The 19,116-nt window shown below is 73.4% G+C and carries 14 protein-coding genes; 4 read left to right on the top strand and 10 right to left on the bottom strand.

All coding sequences use genetic code 11. The annotated features are described in order from the left end of the window. The 4 genes from AB0368_RS23130 to AB0368_RS23115 are packed head-to-tail and all read left to right on the top strand — an operon-like array spanning position 1 to position 4,352. The gene (locus tag AB0368_RS23130) at positions 1–1,293 is read left to right on the top strand and encodes a DUF58 domain-containing protein (RefSeq protein WP_366156008.1); all 1,293 of its coding nucleotides are present in this window, start codon (positions 1–3) and stop codon (positions 1,291–1,293) included. A gap of 16 nt (positions 1,294–1,309) precedes the next feature. Continuing rightward, entirely contained in the window at positions 1,310–3,775 is a 2,466-nt protein-coding gene (locus AB0368_RS23125; RefSeq protein ID WP_366156007.1) for a DUF3488 and transglutaminase-like domain-containing protein, read from the top strand. A 41-nt stretch (positions 3,776–3,816) separates the two neighbouring features. Next, on the top strand, positions 3,817–4,050 hold the full coding sequence (locus tag AB0368_RS23120; RefSeq protein ID WP_366156006.1) for a ribbon-helix-helix domain-containing protein: 234 nt from the start codon (positions 3,817–3,819) through the stop codon (positions 4,048–4,050). 14 nt (positions 4,051–4,064) lie between these two features. After that, on the top strand, positions 4,065–4,352 hold the full coding sequence (locus AB0368_RS23115; RefSeq protein WP_366156005.1) for a type II toxin-antitoxin system PemK/MazF family toxin: 288 nt from the start codon (positions 4,065–4,067) through the stop codon (positions 4,350–4,352). Positions 4,353–4,539: 187 nt separating this feature from the next. Here AB0368_RS23115 and AB0368_RS23110 read toward each other — a convergent pair whose 3' ends face one another. The 10 genes from AB0368_RS23110 to AB0368_RS23065 form a co-directional block, all read right to left on the bottom strand. Then, positions 4,540–4,926 carry a DUF3040 domain-containing protein gene (locus tag AB0368_RS23110; protein ID WP_366156004.1) on the bottom strand — a complete coding sequence of 129 codons (387 nt, stop codon included), beginning with the start codon at positions 4,924–4,926 and terminating at the stop codon, positions 4,540–4,542. Between the two features lie 92 nt (positions 4,927–5,018). Next, a complete protein-coding gene (locus AB0368_RS23105; protein ID WP_366156003.1) occupies positions 5,019–6,314 on the bottom strand; it encodes a DNA polymerase IV in 1,296 nt (431 codons plus the stop codon). Positions 6,315–6,323: 9 nt separating this feature from the next. Further along, on the bottom strand, positions 6,324–7,451 hold the full coding sequence (locus AB0368_RS23100; RefSeq protein WP_366156002.1) for a nucleotide pyrophosphatase/phosphodiesterase family protein: 1,128 nt from the start codon (positions 7,449–7,451) through the stop codon (positions 6,324–6,326). After that, positions 7,448–8,194 (bottom strand): methyltransferase domain-containing protein, encoded by a 747-nt coding sequence (locus AB0368_RS23095; RefSeq protein ID WP_366156001.1) that lies wholly within the window; start codon positions 8,192–8,194, stop codon positions 7,448–7,450. Before AB0368_RS23095 ends, AB0368_RS23100 begins: the two co-directional genes overlap by 4 nt. A gap of 109 nt (positions 8,195–8,303) precedes the next feature. Next, a complete protein-coding gene (locus AB0368_RS23090) occupies positions 8,304–11,552 on the bottom strand; it encodes a S8 family serine peptidase (RefSeq protein WP_366156000.1) in 3,249 nt (1,082 codons plus the stop codon). 100 nt (positions 11,553–11,652) lie between these two features. Next, positions 11,653–12,027, bottom strand: coding sequence for an SSI family serine proteinase inhibitor (locus AB0368_RS23085; RefSeq protein ID WP_366155999.1), 375 nt, complete (start codon positions 12,025–12,027; stop codon positions 11,653–11,655). A 90-nt stretch (positions 12,028–12,117) separates the two neighbouring features. Beyond that, complete coding sequence (locus AB0368_RS23080; protein WP_366155998.1) at positions 12,118–15,462, bottom strand: error-prone DNA polymerase; 3,345 nt, start codon at positions 15,460–15,462, stop codon at positions 12,118–12,120. An 8-nt stretch (positions 15,463–15,470) separates the two neighbouring features. Further along, positions 15,471–17,111 (bottom strand): DNA polymerase Y family protein, encoded by a 1,641-nt coding sequence (locus tag AB0368_RS23075; protein ID WP_366155997.1) that lies wholly within the window; start codon positions 17,109–17,111, stop codon positions 15,471–15,473. After that, positions 17,108–17,887, bottom strand: a complete 780-nt coding sequence (locus AB0368_RS23070; protein WP_366155996.1) for a hypothetical protein — start codon at positions 17,885–17,887, stop codon at positions 17,108–17,110. Before AB0368_RS23070 ends, AB0368_RS23075 begins: the two co-directional genes overlap by 4 nt. A gap of 708 nt (positions 17,888–18,595) precedes the next feature. Next, positions 18,596–19,054 (bottom strand): SAV_6107 family HEPN domain-containing protein, encoded by a 459-nt coding sequence (locus tag AB0368_RS23065; protein WP_366156149.1) that lies wholly within the window; start codon positions 19,052–19,054, stop codon positions 18,596–18,598. Between the last annotated feature and the right edge of the window lie 62 nt (positions 19,055–19,116).

The raw sequence follows: 19,116 nt of genomic DNA, 5'->3' as shown, positions 1-19,116 counted from the left end.
ATGCGGGAAGCCCTGCGGGGCATGACGACGCGCGGCCGCTCCTTCCTCGCCGCGGGGGGCGCCGCCGCGGTCTCGGCCGTGATCCTCGGCGAGAAGGACCTGCTGCGCGTCGCGATCCTGCTCGCGGCGCTGCCGTTGCTCGCCGCGGCGTACGTCGGGCGCAGCCGCTACAAGCTGGCCTGCACGCGGTCGCTGGAGCCCGGCCGGGCCCCGGTCGGCTCAAGCGCGCGGGTGGTGCTGCGCCTGCAGAACATGTCCCGGCTGCCCACCGGCACCCTGCTGCTGGAGGATCGGCTGCCGTACGCACTGGGCAGCCGGCCCCGGGTGGTGCTGGAACGCCTGGGCGCACACATGGCCAGCTCGGTGGCGTACACGGTGCGCGCCGACGTCCGCGGCCGCTACCCGGTCGGCCCGCTGGTGATCAAGCTGACCGACCCGTTCGGCCTGTGCGAGCTGACCCGCTCGTTCCCCAGCGTCGACCGGCTCACGGTCATCCCGCAGGTCGTCCCGCTGCCCTCGGTCCGGCTGGCGGGCGAGTACGCGGGCACCGGCGACAGCCGCGCCCGCTCGGTCGCCGTGCACGGCGAGGACGACGCGGCCACCCGCGAGTACCGCCGCGGCGACGACCTGCGCCGGGTCCACTGGCGCTCGACCGCGCGCACCGGCGAGCTGATGGTGCGCCGCGAGGAGCAGCCCTGGGAGTCGCGCGCCACGGTCGTGCTCGACACCCGGCTCTACGCCCACCGCGGCGAGGGCCCGGCCGCCAGCTTCGAGTGGGCGGTGTCGGCGACCGCGAGCATCGCGGTCCACCTGCGCCACGCGGGATACAAGCTGCGCCTGGTCACGGGTACGGGCATCGACCTCGACGCGATCGAGGCCGGCGGCGAGGGCGCGATCCTGGACACCCTCGCCGACGTGAAGCTGACCCAGGCCGGTGACATCGCCGGCCTGGTCGACGCGGTCCGGCGCCGCTCCGACGGCGGCCTGGTGATCGGCCTGTTCGGGGCGCTCACCGTCGCCGAGGCCGAGGTGCTGACCGGCCTGCGCGGCAACGGCGCCACCTGCATCGGGTTCGCCATCGACAGCTCCACCTGGGTGAACATGGCACCCGCCGACCGCGAGGAGGCGGACCGGCAGCACGCCTCGACGTCGCTGGCCCTGGTCCGCAGCGGCTGGTGGTCGGTACCGGTCGCGCACGGCGACTCGCTCGCGGCGCTGTGGCCGGCGGCCGGGCGGGGATCGCAGGGTTTCGCCTACCGCGCGGCGATGGCCGAGACCGTGGCAGGCATGTGATGACGGGAGTTCCGCTGTGACCGGAAGACGACGACTCGGGCTGGTGGCGGCCGCGGCGACGCTGCTGTCCGCGGCACCACTGTCGGCGATCTTCGACACCTGGACCTGGCTGACGCAGTGCATCCTCGCGGTCGGCCTGGTCGCCGGCGCGGCGGTGCTGACCCGTACCCTGCGCCTGCCCACCTGGGCCCAGGCCGCCGCCATGGTGGTCACCCTCCTGCTCACGCTGACCTGGATGTTCCCCAGCGGCGACGAGCTGTTGTCGCTGATCCCGTCGCCGGCGACGTTCAACCACTTCGCCCAGCTGTTCTCCGAGGCCGGCAACGACACCCGGTCGTACGGCGTACCGGTCCCCGACCGCGACGGCCTGCTGTTCATCGCCACGCTGGGCATCGGCTCGGTGGCCGTCGCGGTCGACCTGCTCACCGTGGTCGCGCGCCGCCCGGCCCTGGCCGGCCTGCCGATGCTGGCCATCTACTCGGTGCCGGTGGCCGTCTACATCGACAGCGTCCCGGTGATCCCGTTCATCGTCGGCGCGATCGGCTTCCTCTGGCTGCTGGTCGCCGACAACGTCGACCGGGTCCGCCGCTTCGGCCGCCGCTTCACCGGCGACGGCCGCGACGTAGACGTGTGGGAGCCGTCGCCGCTGGCCGCGGCCGGACGCCGGCTCGCCGTCATCGGCGTCGCCGCCGCGGTCCTGCTCCCGCTGATCGTGCCGGGCCTGAACACCGGCCTGCTCAACCAGCTCACCCAGGTGGGCACGGGCGGGGCCGGCAACGGTACGGGCAGCGGCGGCAACGGGCGCATCAACCTCTTCGCCTCGCTCAGCGGGCAGCTCAACCAGAGCCAGACGACCGACTACGTCCGGGTCACCACCAGCGAGCCGGACCCGTTCTATCTGCGCTTCGGCACCGCCGACGTGCTGAGTGCCGAGGGCTTCAGCAACCGGACCCCGACCGGACGGCCGTTGTCGCGCGGCATGAGCGACCCGCGGCTGAGCGGCACCACCAACGGCGGGAGCTTCCAGCAGTACCACGCCGAGGTCGAGATCACCCAGGACTTCGGGCAGACCCTCGCGCCGATCTACTCGGGGACGGTCGACATCGACGGCCTGGACGGCGCCTGGTCGTACGACCCCAGCGCCCAGGTCGTCTTCTCCAACCGCACCACCACGAAGGGCAAGAAGTACTCCTTCGACTACGTCCGCGCGAAGTACACGCCGGGCCAGCTGCGCCAGGCCGAGCCGCTCGCCGTGGACGACCCGATCCGCACACAGTTCACCACCGTGCCCGACGATCCCAAGGTCGAGGCCCTGGTCGCCCGCCTCACCCGCGGCGAGGACACCCAGTACGACAAGATCGCGGCGCTCTACAGCTACTTCTCCCGCGAGAACGGCTTCTCGTACAGCCTCCAGGCGGCCGACCCGGAGGCCGGCGCCTCGGCGATCTCGGCATTCCTGAAGAACAAGACCGGCTACTGCCAGCAGTACGCGGCGGCGCTGGCCTGGATGGTGCGCGAGGCCGGCATCCCGGCCCGGGTGGCGTTCGGCTTCACCCGGGGCGGCGGCCGGGACGGCAACACGTACGTCCTCACCAACCGCAACGCCCACGCCTGGACCGAGGTCTACCTGGACGGCTACGGCTGGATCCCGTTCGACGCCACCCCGGCGGCGGCGGTGGTCGGCTCCAGCCGCTCGGAGTGGGCGCCGGACACCGACCGCGTCGACACGCCCTCGGCGTCGTCGAGCGCGTCCACGGCCCCCGGCGCGGCGGGCTCGGCCGGCCCGGGCGCGAGCAACCGCCCCGACAAGGACCTCGACGCGGACTCCCTCGACGCCCCCGGAGCCGCGGCCCCGTCGAACGGCTCCTCCACGGGCCTGCTGACCGCCGGCCTCGCCGCGCTGCTCATCGCCCTGCTCCTGGTCCCGGCCCTGCGCCGGGTCCTGCTCCGCAAGCGGCGCCACGCGGCCACCGTCCCGCTGAGCGTGGCGGCGGCGTCCGGAGCGTCCCCACCGGGCGACCGCGGCGTCACCGTGACCACCGAGTCGAACCGGGCTCGCGAGGACGCCCACGCCGCCTGGGACGAGCTCGTGGACACGATGGTCGACTACCGGGTGCCGGTCGACCCGACGGAGACGCCCCGGCACACCGCCCAGCGCCTCGTCCGCGAGGCGGACCTGACGGACGACCTGGCGCAGGGCGCGGCCCTGCTGGGGCACGCCGAGGAACGGGCCCGGTACGCCCGCAGTCCGCTGCGCGGCCAGGGCCTGACCGACGCGTTGACCGAGGTCCGCAAGGGCCTGGCCCGTACGGCCACCCGCCGCACCCGGCTGATCGCGGTCCTGTTCCCGCCGTCGGTGATGCTGCGCTGGCGGATGCGCCTGGGCGACTCGTCGGCACGCTGGATGGTCACGATGAGCCGGGGCCGTGACGTGATGGTCCGGTTCAGCCCCCGCCGCCTGCTCGCCGGCCGCACCCGCTGATCGGCTATACCGTTCCCATACCGGGTCGGTATAGTCGTGGTATGACTGTTCAGATGACCGTTCGTCTTCCGGACGACATCGCTGCCTTCGTCGACCGCCAGGTCGAGGAGGGAACGGCCGACAGCCGCGCCGCCGCCATCACGGCGGCGTTGCGGCGCATGCAGCGCAGCCTCTCGGCGCAACGTGACGCACAGATCTACGCTGCGGCCGCGGCCGATGCGGACGCCGACTCTCTTGCCGCCTACGCGGCACGCCAGCCGATGGACATCGATTGATGCGTCCTATTCACGTGGCCCGACTGGACAAGACCCGTCCGGTTCTGGTGCTGACCCGCGAGGAGGTGCGGCCCTACCTGACGCGGGTGACGGTCGCACCGATCACCGGCACGATTCGGGGCCTGTCCACCGAAGTGGCACTCGACCCGGAGCGCAACGGCGTCGACAAGGTTTGCGTGGTCAGTTGCGACAATATCGTCACGGTTCCTGCGGACGCTCTGGGACGGGCCATCGGGCGGCTGCGGCCCGAGCAGGAGATCGAGTTGACACAGGCGATTCTGGCGGCGTTCGACCTGGCGTGACCTGATCCCGCGCCGGTCTACGTGACACGACAAGCACATGCGCAGGGCGCACAAAAAGACGTTGCGTCTCCCGGAGTCGGAGCTCGGAATCGACGTTGCGCGGTGCCCGGGTCATCGTGAGTGAGCAGCGGGCGGATACGGCGATGGCGGCCGCGTGGCCGCCATCTCGTCGCCGTGGGGTTTCTGGTCAGCGGTGACCCTCGGGCCGCTGACGCCAGCGGTCCTCGAGCCGGTCGATGAAGCCGGCCTTGCGGGTCTGCCGGGTGCGACGGGTCGCGGTCCCGCCGACGGCGTGCAGGTCGGGTGCCTGCCCCTTCCGGCGGCTCTGCATCGCGAACGCCGCCGCGGCCAGCATGACCACGAAACCGGCCACGCCGAGCGGCGTATTGCTGCTCACCGTGCCGAAGACAACCAGTGCGAGACCCATGACGATCACGAACGCCGCGACGACCAGCCGGCGCCGGGCGTGGAAACGCGGATCACTGTTCCGCACAGCCGAGGCGAACTTGGGGTCCTCGGCAAGCGACCGCTCGATCTGATCGAACAGCCGCTGCTCGTGCTCAGAGAGCGGCACGGCATTCCTCCCCGGGCGCATGTCCGGCCCCCCGGCGGAGGTGCAGGCGGGCCGATGGTGCGAGGCAGCCGTCCGGCTGCCTTACCGCAAGTCTACGAGGGGGTCGGCGGGTCGGAAAGCGGGACGACCGTCGAGTGCGGGTGATTTTCGGTGCGGCGAAGATCGGTTCGTCCCAAAAGACTGGCCGGTCCGACGATGGAGCGGCCGAACCGCGCCGCCACGGCGTCCGCGGCGGCCTCCGCCTCGCGCCAGCCGCGCTCCGGCTCGCCCAGGGTGAGCTGCCGTGCCGCGGTCGCCGCGGCGGCCAGGCCCTCCACGCGGATGCCGACGAGGCGGATCGGCTCGGTCGGGCGCAGCGCCTGGAACAGGGCCCACGAGATCTCGAAGATCTCGCGTGCCACATCGGTCGTCGTCTGCACCGTGCGGGAGCGGTTGACCGTCCGGAAGTCGGCAACCCGGATCTTGATGGAGATCGTCCGGCCGACGTTTCCGCTCGCCCGCAGCCGGGCGCCGACCTTGTCGGCGAGCGCGAGCATGCTGCGGCGGATCACCGCCGGGTCGGTGACATCGGTGTCGTACGTCAGCTCGGCGCCGATCGACTTCTCCTCGTGCTCGGCGACGACGCGGCGCGGGTCGCGGCCCCAGGACAGCTCGTGCAGGTGGGCGGCGGACGCCTCGCCGAGGGCGGAGCGCAGCATGCTCAGCGGCGCGCGGGCCAGGTCGCCGACGGTGGTGAGGCCGAGGCGGTGCAGCTGGGCGGCCGCCTTCTCCCCCACACCCCACAGCGCGTCGACCGGCAGCGGGTGCAGGAAGTCGAGGACCTGGCCGGGCGGGACGACGATCACGCCGTCGGGCTTGGCGCGGGTCGAGCCGAGCTTGGCCACGAACTTGCTCGCGGCGACGCCGACGGAGCAGGTCAGCCGCTGCTCCTCGACCACCCGCCGGCGGATCGACGCGGCGATCGCCGCCGGCCGGCCGAGCAGCCGCTGGGCGCCGGCCACGTCCAGGAACGCCTCGTCGAGCGACAGCGGCTCGACCAACGGGGTGACGTCGCGGAAGATCCGCATGACGGCGTCGGAGGCCGCCGAGTAGGCCGAGAAGTCGGGCGGCAGGAAGATCGCGTTCGGGCAGAGCGCCCGGGCCCGCATCCCCGGCATCGCGCTGCGTACGCCGTACCGCCGGGCCTCGTAGCTGGCTGAGCTCACGACGCCGCGCGGACCCGCACCCCCGACCACGACGGGTTTGCCGCGCAGCTCGGGGCGGCGGCGGACCTCCACGGAGGCGAAGAACGCGTCCATGTCGACGTGCAGCACGGTGCAGCCCGCGTCGTCGGCCTCCGGCCCGAACCGCGGGTCCCGCCCGCGTCCGATGGCCTGGCTGCGTCCCACGCCTGAAGACTAGACAGGGGGTCTGACATAAGTGAGCAGCGGAACGGTCATCTCCGTGGCGGTCACCGAGCCGTGGTAGGCGACCAGCTCACCGACCGCCGGGGGCTCCCATCCGCCGGCGAGCACGACGGTGTGGTCCAGGCAGATCACCACGACGTCCCCGATCCGGCCGAGGTGGCCGGGCGGAACCGGGCCGTAGAGGCCGCTCTCGACCGCCTCCTCGCGCGTGAGCACCCACGCCGACGAGCCGAGCACCGACCTGTACGCGTCCACGACATCCGCGGTTGCGCCGTCGCGGGTGTAGAGGTAGCGGGCCCGCGCCTCCCCGGCGACCCCTGCGATGCCCGCGCCGAGGGCCGGATCGGCGGCGAGGTCGACCCGGCCGTCGAGGGGGATGTCGAGCTGCCCGTGGTCGGCCGTGACCAGCAGTGCGGCCCCGGGCGGCAGGCCCTCGACGAGACGGGTGATCAGCTCGCCGACCACCGCCGCGGCCGCCCGCCACTGGTCGGAGTCGATGCCCGACACGTGCCCGTGGTGGTCGAGGTCGGGGTGGTAGCCGTACACGACGCCGGGCTCGGCGAGCGCGGCGAGCATGGCCTCGGAGAGCGCGTACGGGTTGTCGGCGCCGGCGAACGCCGCACCCCGGTAGGCCGCCACGGTCAGGCCGGTGCCCCGGAAGTCCGCCTTGGTGACGAGCGTGGTCCGGATTCCCGCCCGCTCGAACCAGGTCGGGACGGGCTGCCAGGCGGCGGGATCGGGATCCGTGTCCCACTTGATGTGGTTGAGCACGCCGCCGTCGGGCCGGCGTGTCGTGAAGCCGAGGATGCCGTGCGCGCCGGGCGCCGCGCCGGTGCCCAGCGTGGTCAGGCTGACCGGTGTCGTGGAGGGGAAACCCGAGGTCAGCGTCCGGCCGGCCAGCTGGGTCAGGATCGGCGCGTGCGGGGCAGCGACCGGGATCTGATACGCCCCCAGCCCGTCCACCAGCAGCACCGCGATCCGATCGACGCCGTCCAGCCGCGCGCCCAGCCCCAGCACGTCCGTGGCACCGGGCACCCCGAGCACCGCGCCCACGCTCGGCAGCAGTTCCGCCAGGCTGCCCGACCCGTACGCGGGCCGCACGACGTCGAGCGCGGTCACGGGCGCCGGGCGAAGACGTGCAGCTGGGCGGCGATGTCGCGGAAGGGCGGCCGCGCGGACAGGGCGAGCTCCAGGTCGAGCATCGTTCGCGGGTCGGCCTCGACCACCGCGGCGGGCAGGAGGTCGGCGAGCACCCGTACCCCATGGGTCTCCTCGACCGTGAGCCCCGCCCCGGTGAGCAGCGCCGCGGCGGTCTCCGCGTCGTAGCGCCGGCGCAGCGTGTCGCGCTGACCGGCCCGGCCGTCGGGGTCGTCGAGCAGCGCGGAGGCGGCGCCCAGGTGACCGTTGAAGGCACGGCCGAGAACCGCGGCGGCGCGCCCGGCGACGAGCAGGCTGACCGCTCCCCCGGGCCGCAGCGCGGCGGCGACGGCGGCGACGACCCGGGCCGGGTCGTCGACGACCTCGAGCACGGCGTGGCACAGGATCAGGTCGACGCTGCCGGGCGCGACGAGTCCGGCGAGCGCGTCGCCGTCACCCTGGACGGCCGCGACCCAGTCCGCCACGCCGGCGTCGGCGGCACGGCGGGTGAGGGCGGCGAGCGCGTCGGGACTGGCGTCGACGACCGTGACCCGGTGCCCGGCCTCGGCCAGCGGCACGGCGAAGCCACCCGTACCGCCGCCCACGTCGAGCACGGTCAGCTCACGCCCGGCGTGGCGTTCCAGCTCGCGGCGCAGCACCGCCCAGACGGCGGCCGTGCGCACGGTGACGGGGGGTCGGGGGGTACGCGTCGATGCGGTGTCCACGTGCGCAGCGTATCGGCCCCTTGCAGCCCGGGGGGCGGCGAGCCGGGCCCGCCACCCCCCGGGGGTGTCCCGCGTCAGTGGATCGCGTACGCCCTGATCACGGTCTGCGTCACCGTGCCGGCACCGGTGGTGGCCGTGGCGCGCAGCGAGACGTATCCCGCGCGGGCCGGTGCCGGATCGCCGCCACCCGGTGAGCACCGGCTCCGAGGACCGGCACCGCCCGCCAGGTGCGCCCGTCGTCGAACGACGCCTGCACCGACACCGTCCGGACCTGCGTGCCGACCTGCCGGTCCACGGTGACCGGTACGGCGAGCACCCGCCCGGCCGGGGACGCGTTGTGCTCGTCCAGCGCCGGGTGGAACCGGACGGTGGACACCTCCACCCTGTGCGGCTCGTCGCCGTCGACGTGCCCGGACCGGAACGTCCACACGCCGCTGACCTGCGTCGACAGGGTGTGCGGGGCGCCGCGCGCGGCGGACAGCTCGAGCCGGTAGTCGGCGGCGCCGGCCGGGACCTCGAACTCCGCCTGCTCGGCGGGGGACTCGCCGACGAGCGTGCCGTTGCGGTAGAGCGCCAGCCGGGCCGACTCGAGCGTGCTGTATCCGGGGTGCCCCGGCCCTTCGCCGTGGGTGGGCAGCAGCGCGACGATGCTGTCCCCGATCCGGGTCACGTAGTCGAACGGGTACTCCGGCGCGGCGACCGTCGGCGCGAACACCGCCCGGTTCCACTCCTGCTGGTACGTGCGCCCGCCGCGCACCGTGGCCGGCGGGGTCCCGGCCGCGCTGACCGTCACCGGCCACTCGTCACCCTGCGGCGGCACCTGCTGCATGAAGTAGCCGGACCACTGCGCACGCCCGTCCACGTTGACGTACTCGGTACGCCGGAACGGCAGCTCGAACGGGATGAACACCGACCAGTAGCCGCTGTCGCCGTACCGGGCGGAGTTGGCCTTGACGCCCTCCACGCCGGTGGCCTCGGTGGCGTACGCGGCCTTGATCGTGGCCAGGTCGCGGGGCTGCACCGCCTTGCGGAACCCGGTGTACATCACGCCGGGCGAGAACCAGCCGAGGTCGTACGTGTAAGGACTGTTGCGGAACCGGCCGTCGGCACCCGGCGCCGCGAACGACGTGTTGATCGAGGCGGTGAAGGCCGCCATCGGCGTCCTCGGGCCGAGCTGTCCGGTGTAGAGGCCGTCGAATCCGTCGCCGAGGGCGCTGACGCCGACTCCGTAGTCGTCGCTGGTCCATTCGCCGTTGACCGCGGCCAGGACCGGCGCCGCCCCCGCGGTGGGCACGGTGACCGAGACCGGCTTCGCGGCCCGCGCGTCCAGGCGGATCCGGGCCGGCCCGTCTACCACCAGCCGGGGCTGGACGAGCAACGACACGTCGTCGTCGCCGATGAAGGCGTAGAGGCCGTACGCGGCCTTGGGCAGACGCAAGGTGGTGGCCCCGCCGTCGACGGGGTAGGACTTGCCGGTGGCGAGGTCGAAGAAGACGGCGTACATCGTGTCGCTGGGGCTGCCGTCCCGGTCGATGGGCTCGACCGCGAGGTCGTAGCTCTCCGGCTCGCGGTAGACACCCACCGGCGTCTCGACACGGACGCCGGCCGCGGTCGCGGTCAGGTACCCGGTGTGGAAGCCGTCGGCGACGTCGGCGCTGGTGTCCGCGGTGAGCGTGGTGGTGGCGGTGCCGCCGGCGGGCACGGTGACCGTGGCGTCAGCGAGGGTGAAGACGCTGCTCGGCGCGGTCAGGGCCAGCGACAGGGTGACCGGCTCGGTGCCGTCGTTGCGGTAGGTCACCGTCTTCGTCTCGGGCACGTCGTCGCCGTGCGGCCACGGCTCACCGGCGAAGCCGATGGTCCCCTCGTCGACCGCGACGGCCTGGCTGACGGTTCGGGCCACGTCGACGCGGCCGGCGCCCTGGCCGAAGACGTCGACGCCCTCGGTCGGCTGCGCCGTTCCCATGAGGACGGTCTTGCGCTGCTTCGGCGTCCAGCCCGGGTGCTGCTGGGTCAGGATCGCGGCGGCGCCGGCCACGTGCGGGGTCGCCATGGAGGTGCCGGACAGGCTCGTGTACGCGGGCAGCGGTGCGGGATCGCCGATCACGCCGTGCGCGGCCCGGGCCGCGACGATCTCGACGCCCGGCGCGGTGATCTCGGGCTTGATCGCGTTGTCGCCGACCCGCGGCCCCCGGCTGGAGAAGAACGCGAGCTGGTCCTCGCGGTCCACCGCGCCCACGGCCAGGGCGGCGTCGGCGCTGGCCGGGGAACCGACCGTGCCGTACTCGCCCTCGTTGCCGGCGGCGATCACGAACAGCGTGCCGTACTGGTCGGTGAGTTCGCCGACCGCCGCCTCGAGCGGGTCGATGCCCGGGGAGTCGGTGCCGCCGAGGCTCATGTTGACGACCGGTGCCCGGGCAGCGGCCCAGGACATGCCGGCGAGGATGTCGGACTCCTCGCAGAACTCGGTGCCGCAGACCTTGCCGATCACCAGTTGCGCGCCCGGTGCGACGCCGCGGTAGCGGCCCTGGCTGGCGGCACCGCTGCCGGCGATGATGGATGCGACGTGGGTGCCGTGTCCGACCTCGTCGTCCGTGCTCGCCGTGCCGGTGAAGTTCTGCGCCTCGGCGATCCGGCCCGCGAAGTCGGGATGGGTGGCGTCGATGCCGGTGTCCAGCACCGCGACCTTCACGCCGGTGCCGTCCAGGCCCTTCTGCCAGGCCGCGGGGGCACCGATCTGCGGCACGCTGTGGTCGAGGCTGATCTTCCGAGTGCCGTCGAGCCAGATCCGGTCGATGCCCGGGCGCAGGGTGCGGGCGGTCGGCGTACCCCCGGTCAGTGCCTGCCAGAGTGCCGCCCGGCCGGCGCGGTCCGCACGGACCGCGACCGCTCCGACCACGGGCAGGTCGCGCGTCACCCGCGCACCCGCCGCCAGGGTCGCGGCTCTGGCCTGCCGGGCCTGCTTTCCCGGGTACGCGACCAGCAGCGGCAACTCCTTCACCCGGTCGTCGGCGTAGGAGGCGGCGAGCGCGGTGACGTCGAACAGCCGCGCGTCGAGCCGGCCGGAGCGCACCAGCGGCACCGCGTCGTACGGAATGACGGTCCGGCCCTTCGCAGTGCGGTCGCTCACGAACCGCATACCCTTGCGCCCCGGCCCGGCCTGCACGGCGGTGCTGCCGTCGCCGAGCAGCGTGACCCGGTCGCCGGTGATCAGCGTGACCGAGGTGGCGGTGCCGGAGCCGGCCCGGTCCGCGAGGGTGGTGGCGGGCAGCGCGTGAGCCGCCGGCACGCCGGCGACCGTGGTGCTCGCGGTGATCGTGACAATGCCCAGCAACAGTGCGGGCAGCATTCGTCTGCGCATGCGTCCTCCCCATGTCCCGCCGGGTGGAACCCCGGCGGTACATTGACGCTTGCGAATAGACCAGGACTCCCGGGCATGACTGACCGGAAGCCGACAGATATCAGAAGGCCATGACCACTCCGGTCGCGCGGGCCATGTCGCACGGGTTGCCGAAGGTCCGCGACCAGTCGACCTTCTTGCCCTTCCAGCGGCCGGTGATCCGGGCGGTGATCGGCGCGTACTCCATCGTGCACAGGACGCCTCGCGCGGGCTTGAGCTTCGCCGGGTCGCCGCCCGCCTTGGCCAGCGCGGCGCACGCCTTGCCCTTCTTCGGGTGCGGGCCGCCGGCCGGGTCGCAGCGCAGGATGACCGCGGCCGCGTAGCCGGCGTCGGCCGTGTAGCTCAGTTCGAGCTCGGTCCTCTTCTTCGCCGCCGCGGCGGCCGGGCTCGCCACGGCGAGCACCAGGACCACGGACAGGCCGATGGTACGGATCATGGTGTCGCTCCCCCGTCGTGCGTTTCGTACGCGCATTCGGTGTACGCCGCAAAAGGTGCCGTACGCCCAGAACGGAAATATAGTGTCCGTTCAGCGGAAGTCCCGGGAAGCGGGCGTGACCGGCGGGGTGAGCGCGTCGAGCCGGTCCGCGACCAGGTTCAGCACCCCCTCGGCCGCCTTCTCCAGCCGCCCCCGCACCACCAGCGCCGAACTGGTCCGGGCCACCCGGCGGTAGCGCTGCCACAGCCCCGGCGAGCAGGTGACGTTGAGCATCCCCGTCTCGTCCTCGAGGTTGACGAAGGTGACCCCGCCCGCCGTCGCCGGCCGCTGCCGATGCGTGACGATGCCGCCGACCCGGATCCGGGTGCCGGCCTCGACCCGGCCCAGCCTCGCGATCGGCAGCGCACCCTGCCGGGTCAGCTCCTCGCGGAGGAACTGCGCCGGGTGCGAATCCGGGGACAGGCCCGTCGCCCACACGTCCGCGACCAGCTTGTCCACGTCACCCATGCCGGGCAGGGTGGGAGCCTCGGTGCCGGTGACCGTACCGGGAAGGCGGTCCGGCCGGTCCTGCGCGGCGGCCCCGGCCGCCCACAGCGCCTCCCGGCGCGAGAGACCGAAACCCGCGAAGGCGTCGGCGGTCGCGAGGGCCTCCAGGTGGGCGGTCGAGCATCCGGTCCGGCGGGCGAGATCCGCCATGTCCCGGTACGGCCCGTGCGCGCGGCGCTCCTGCTCGACGGCCTTCGCCAGCTCCTCGCCGAGGGTACGGACACTCGACAGCCCCATCCGTACGGCCGGACCGCCCAGCCCCCACGCATGCGGCGGTTCCTCCGGCGCGGATCCCCACCGGGTGGCCGCCGTGGACTCCAGCGTCGCGGCGGCGTCGCTGAGGTTGATGTCCGGGCGCCGCACCTCGACGCCGTGCCGGCGGGCGTCGTCCACCAGCGACTGCGGCGAGTAGAAGCCCATCGGCTGGGCGTTGAGCAGGGCCGCGCAGAAGGCCGCCGGGTGATAGCGCTTGAGCCAGGCGCTCGCGTACACGAGGTAGGCGAAGCTCATCGCGTGGCTCTCCGGGAAGCCGTAGTTCGCGAACGCGGACAGCTTCAGGAACAGGTCGTCGGCGAGGTCACCGGTGATGCCGCGCTCCGCCATCCCCTCGTACAGTCGCTTCTTGATCCTTTCCATCTTCTCGACGGACCGCTTGGATCCCATGGCCCGCCGGAGCTGGTCCGCCCCGGCCGGGTCGAACCCCGCGACGTCGATCGCGAGCTGCATGAGCTGCTCCTGGAACAGCGGCACACCGAGCGTCTTCTCCAAGGCGTTGCGCATCAAGGGGTGCGGATAGGTCACCTCCTCGAGCCCGTTTTTCCGTCTTATGTAGGGATGCACCGAGCCGCCCTGGATCGGTCCGGGCCGGATCAACGCCACCTCCACGACGAGGTCGTAGAACTCCCGCGGCTTGAGGCGGGGCAGCGTGGCCATCTGCGCACGACTCTCCACCTGGAACACCCCGACCGAGTCGGCGCGGCACAGCATCGCGTAGATCTCTTCGTCGTCGAGACGCATGGTGCCGAGGTCCAGGTCGGACTCGATCATGTCGTAGGCGTAGTGCAGCGCCGACAGCATCCCGAGGCCGAGCAGGTCGAACTTGACCAGCTCGATCGCCGCGCAGTCGTCCTTGTCCCACTGCAGCACCGTGCGCCCCGGCATCCGCCCCCACTCGACCGGGCACACCTCGATGATCGGCCGGTCGCAGATCACCATGCCGCCGGAGTGGATGCCGAGATGCCGCGGAAAGCTCTGCACCTCGTTCGCGAACGCGACCACCTGCTCGGGAATGTCGTCCACGTCGATCGCGGCGACGCTCCCCCACCGATCGATCTGCTTGCTCCACGCATCCTGCTGCCCGGGCGAGAATCCAAAGGCTTTGGCCATATCGCGTACGGCGGACCGCGGGCGATACGAGATCACGTTGGCGACCTGCGCGGTGTGCTCCCGGCCGTGCGTGCGGTACACGTACTGGATCACCTCCTCGCGCCGGTCCGACTCGATGTCCACGTCGATGTCCGGCGGCCCGTCCCGCTCCGGCGCCAGGAACCGCTCGAACAGCAGGTCGTACTCGACGGCGTCCACATTGGTGATGCGCAACGCGTAGCAGACCGCCGAGTTCGCCGCCGAACCCCGCCCCTGGCAGTAGATGTTCTTCTCGCGGCAGAACCGCACGATGTCGTAGACCACGAGGAAGTAGCCGGGGAAGTTCAGCTCGTCGATCATCCGCAGCTCGTGCTCGATCTGCGCGTACGCCTTCGGGTGCGCCTGCGGCGGCCCGTACCGCTCCCGGGCGCCGCGCATGGTCAGCTCCCGCAGCCAGCTCATCTCGGTGTGCCCCGGCTCGGGGATCGGGAAGTCCGGCAGCTTCGGCGCCACCAGGTTCAGGTCGAAGGCCAGATCCTCACCGAACATGGCGGCGGCCTCCACCGCACCCGGGTACGCCGCGAACCGCCGCTTCATCTCGGCACCGCTGCGCAGGTGCGCGGTGCCGGCCGCGGGCAGCCAGCCGTCGACCTCGTCGAGGCTGCGCCGGGCCCGGACCGCGGCCAGCGCGGTGGCCAGCCGCCGCCGGCCCGGGGTCGCGTAGTGCACGTTGTTCGTCGCGACCACCTCCAACCGGCGACTCTTCGCGAGGTCGTAGAGCACGTCGTTGCGGTCGTCGTCGTACGGGTCGCCGTGATCGGTCAGCTCCACGGCGACGTTGCCCCGGCCGAAGAGACCCACCAGCCGGTCCAGCTCGCGCGCCGCGGCGTGCACCCCCTCGGTGGCCAGCGCCCACGGGACACTGCCCTTGCGGCAGCCGGTCAGCACCAGCACGTGGTCGCGCAGCACCTCGGCGATCCGCTCCAGGTCGCCGTACACCGGCTTGCCCTTCTCCGCGCCGTCGAGCTGGCCGCGGGAGATGGTCCGGGCGAGGCGGGCGTACCCCTCGTGCCCGTGCGCCAGGGCGAGCAGGTGCCGGCCCTCGGGATCGGGCTCGCCGTTCTGCGGCTTCGTCAGGTCGAGGGAGAGCTCGGCGCCGAAGATCGTGGGCAGGCCCAGCTCCCGGGCGGCCTGCGAGAAGCGCACCACCCCGTAGAAGCCGTCGTGGTCGGTGACGGCGAGCCCGGTCAGCCCCAGCCGCGCCGCCTCCTCGGCGAGTTCCTCGGGGTGGCTCGCGCCGTCCAGGAAGCTGAAGTTGGTGTGGCAGTGCAGTTCGGCGTACGGCTCCTCGCCCACCGTACGGATCAGCGCGGGAGCCTCGTACGGCTCCCGCTTGCGACTCCACGCGGGTGAATCACCGCCGTCCCCGTCGACGGCGAGCGGGTCGACGACGTGCAGGTGCCGCTCCCCTGTCAGCGTCTTCTCCAGCTCGCCCCACGGCATCCGTGGATTGTGGAAACCCATCTCCCCGCCTAGTCGTAGATCGCTTCGATCGCCCAGTGCCCGGACGCCAGGGACAGCAGGAACGCCCGCCCGTCCTCGACGGCGACCTGGAACCGGGCCCGCCGGCGCGACTCGCCGGGCGCCCACCACCGCTCGTCCACCGGCCACGGCCCCGCCCACCCGGCGACCGCGGCGGACTCCTCGCCGATCACCAGCACGGCCGGGCTGCCGGTGAGCTCGAGGCGGGCGCTCACGCCCACCGGCGTACCCGTCTCGTCCAGCACCACCGCGGGCGCAGGCTGCGGAAGCACGAGGGCCGGGGCGGGCGCCGGCAGCCGGCCCGGCCAGGGCGGCAGCTTGCCCTTCCCCCGGGGGCTCTCGTCCGGGGGCGGCGGGTCGTCGATCGCGACCACCACCGGCTCCTGCATCCGCATCGGCGGCGCGGCCGGCCGGGCCGGCTCCCGCTCGTCGCCCCACGGCACGAAGCGGACCTGATCGTCGGCGGACCGCCCCCCGCCGGTCACCGCCGTGACCACCGAGTCCGGCCCGAGCAGACCCTGGATCCGGCTCAGCGCCCGATGCGCCCGCTCGCGTTCCGCACCCGCGTCACCCCACAGTCCCGGCTGCAGTCCGAGATGGACGAGCACACCGTCCGGGACGAGCCGCAACCGCACCAGCCCCGCGGTCGGCCGCGCGGGCGCACCCCGGCGAGCCCCGGTCAGCCACCCGTCGAGCTGCCACCGCACCCGCTCGGCGATGGCCGCGGCGGTGAGCAGCCCGTCGTGCCGCCACACCCGGTGCAGCTCCTGCCCGTCGGCGGTGACCGCCTCGATGCCCAGCCGGGTGCAGGCCAGCCCGTACGCGCCCAGCCGGTCGTGCAGCCGCTCAGCCAGCGCCCGCCCGGCGAACGCGGCGACATCCACCCGCTCGAGCGGCTCGTCGTAGGTGCCGGTCACCTCCAGGTCGGGCGGCGGCCGGCGTACGGCGAGCGGCCGATCATCGAGCCCCGCGGCAAGCCGGTGCGCCAACGCCCCGTCGAACCCGAACCGGCTGAGCACATCGGAAGCGGGCAGCGCGGCGAAGCCCCCCAGCGTCGGCACCCCGAGCCGGCGCAACAGATCGGCCAACTCGGGCCGCTCCAGCGCCTCGACGGTGACCTCGGCGAGAAACTCCCGCGTACCCCCGGCCGGAACGATCCGCCCGGCCCGCGCGGCCAGCCCGGCAGCGAACACCCCGTCGGCGATCCCCACCTGACTCTCGACGGCACAGGCCTCGGCCACCTGCTCGACGATCCGCTCGGCAGCCCGCTCCTCACCCCCGAAATACCGCGAAGGCCCCCGCGCGGCCAGCGCACAAGCCCCGGGCCGCACCACCTCCACCCCGACGGCAACCTCCTCGACGGCGGCCACCACCGGCTCGAAGGCCCGAGCATCCCGCCCCGGGTCATGCTCGACGACAACGAGCTGAGGACACCGCCCCTGAGCCTCCCGCCGCCGCAACCCCCGCCGAATCCCCTCGGCCCGGGCGGCCTCGGAACAGGCAACCACCCGATTCGCCCGCACCACGACCACAGGCCCGTCGGCAGAAACCCCATCCACGATCTCCGCGGCGACGACCGGCCAGTCCGGGCACCAGACGAGCAGGGTACGGGGAGCAGAGACGGCACTCACGCGGACTCCACCACAGACAACCGCGCCTCCCGCCCGGCCTCCTCTTCGCCGGTCCGGCGTCCCCGGCCGGCCTTCCCGGCGGCCCGCTCGTCGGCCCCGTCCCGCCCGGCCGCACTCCCCCGGACCGTGTCCTGTCCGGCCGCCGCATCCCGTCCGGCCCCGAGCGGAGGGGGCGCGGGCAGCGCAGCCATCCCGGGCATCCACAGGGTCAACTCCTTGGGCCGCGCGGCAGCCCCCCGCCCCCGGGCGACCACAGTGACCTCCCGCCGCCGCAACCGCCCCCGCCCTGCGCCCAGCCCCTCCCACCGACCCTGGGTGACCTGCAGCGTGACGTCAGCCCCGTCCCACCGCCCGTACGGCACGAGCACACACCCCCGCTGCCGAGCCCGGGCGACGAGACGGCTGGCGATGGAGGCGGAAACCTGCCCGGGAACGGCGACAACCACGACATCAACCCCGTCGATGAGCGCGGCGACCACGGTGGGCCACTCGGGACCGGGGTTGGGCACGAACGCCAGCCGATCGAGCGCAACCCCACTCTCCGCGGCAGCGAGGGCCCCGAGCGCGGGTACGCCCACCACGGCACACCACGACCCGGCATGGGAGGCGGCGGAGAGAAGGGCGAGAAGAAGAGAGGTGCTTCCGCTACCGGCCCGCGCTACCCCGTTCTCACGGCCACCGACATTCCGGCGTACGCCCTTCTCCCGCCCCGGAGCATCACGGACGCCACCCCGACTCGCGCCGCCCCGGTTCCAGCCGTACCCCGGTTCCCGCATCGCACCGGCACCAGCCGACCCCCGCCCAAAGCCGGAACCAGCCGCCTCCCGCGCAGCACCGGGACCGGTCGATTTTCGCGCGGAGCCGGAACCGGCGGGTTCCCACGCGGAGCCGGGGTCGGAGGCGAGACCGATCGCGACGGTGCTGCCCCGGCGGAGGCCGCGCCCGGGGAGCAACCGCCCGAGTTCGGGAAGCACCGGCAGCACCCGGTGCATCCCGCCCTCGTCGGCGTCCCCAGCGGGGCGAACCAGCTCAGCAAGAGCCGCAGCCCCACTGATCATCCGCCCGGCCATCCGCCCCGCCCCGCTGTACACGTTCACTCAAGTTGATCTTCATGGATCTGCCGGAGGGCACATCCACATCGGAAAGCCCGGGGTCCCCGCCGCCGACGGCGGACGGCGCTGAAGGCGGCGAAGCGCGGCCCGGACGACGTCGGCACCAGCCTCGAACCAAGCCGACAGTCCCGACCACCAGCCCGGAAAGCCGGATAGCGCCGCCCCACGGACCCGAAGCCCCAGCCACCGCCGGGCCACCGGACCCGAAGCCTGCTCAACGTCGACCACCGGACCCGGAGCCCGGTCAACGCCGGCCATCGGAGCTGGAGGCCTAGCCGCGTCAGCCGCTTGGGTGGGAGCCAGGCAGCGAGGGGTCTTCGGCTCGACCGGGCCGTGGGGCCGGATCAGCCCGGACGGCGGCCGTTCCGGGGGTCAGGCGGCTTCGAAGGTGGGCTGATAGGCCAGGCCCAGCGCCGACTGCACCAGCGAGACGAAGGTCTCCGCGGCTCTCAGCAGGTCGTCCGCCTCGCGGGCGGTGACCACGCGGGGGATGCCGGCTTCGGCCGCGGCTCGTTTGGTGGCGCCGAGGGCGAAGTAGCTGGCCCAGTCGCCGAACTCCGGGGCCACCAGGACCAGGAGGGACCAGACGCTGGTGACACGGTTGCGGCGGGTGGGGGCGGCCGGTCTGGCACGGGCCGCGAGGACGGCCGCGGCTGCCCTGAGGGCGGCCAGGTGGGCCGCCGCGTAGCGCAGGCCGTCGGGGCGGGTGCGGGCTGCTTCCGTCAGGCCCTGGCGGGCGATGGCGAGCAGCTGCGCCGGGGTGCGGTTGGGCAGGAGGTTGGCGGGAATCGTCGGGGCCGCCTGCGTTCCGGCCGTCGGGGCGTGCGCCAGGCCGTCCGCGCGTGGGCCGGGGGCAGCGGCAGGCTCGGGCTCGTCCACGCCCCGGAGGCCGA

Origin of the sequence: Actinoplanes sp. NPDC051475, assembly GCF_040689425.1 — a bacterium.
In the GTDB taxonomy this organism is placed as follows: Bacteria; Actinomycetota; Actinomycetes; order Mycobacteriales; family Micromonosporaceae; genus Actinoplanes.
The sequence above is the reverse complement of the archived record's forward strand: the minus strand, read 5'-3'. Positions and strand labels throughout refer to the sequence as shown.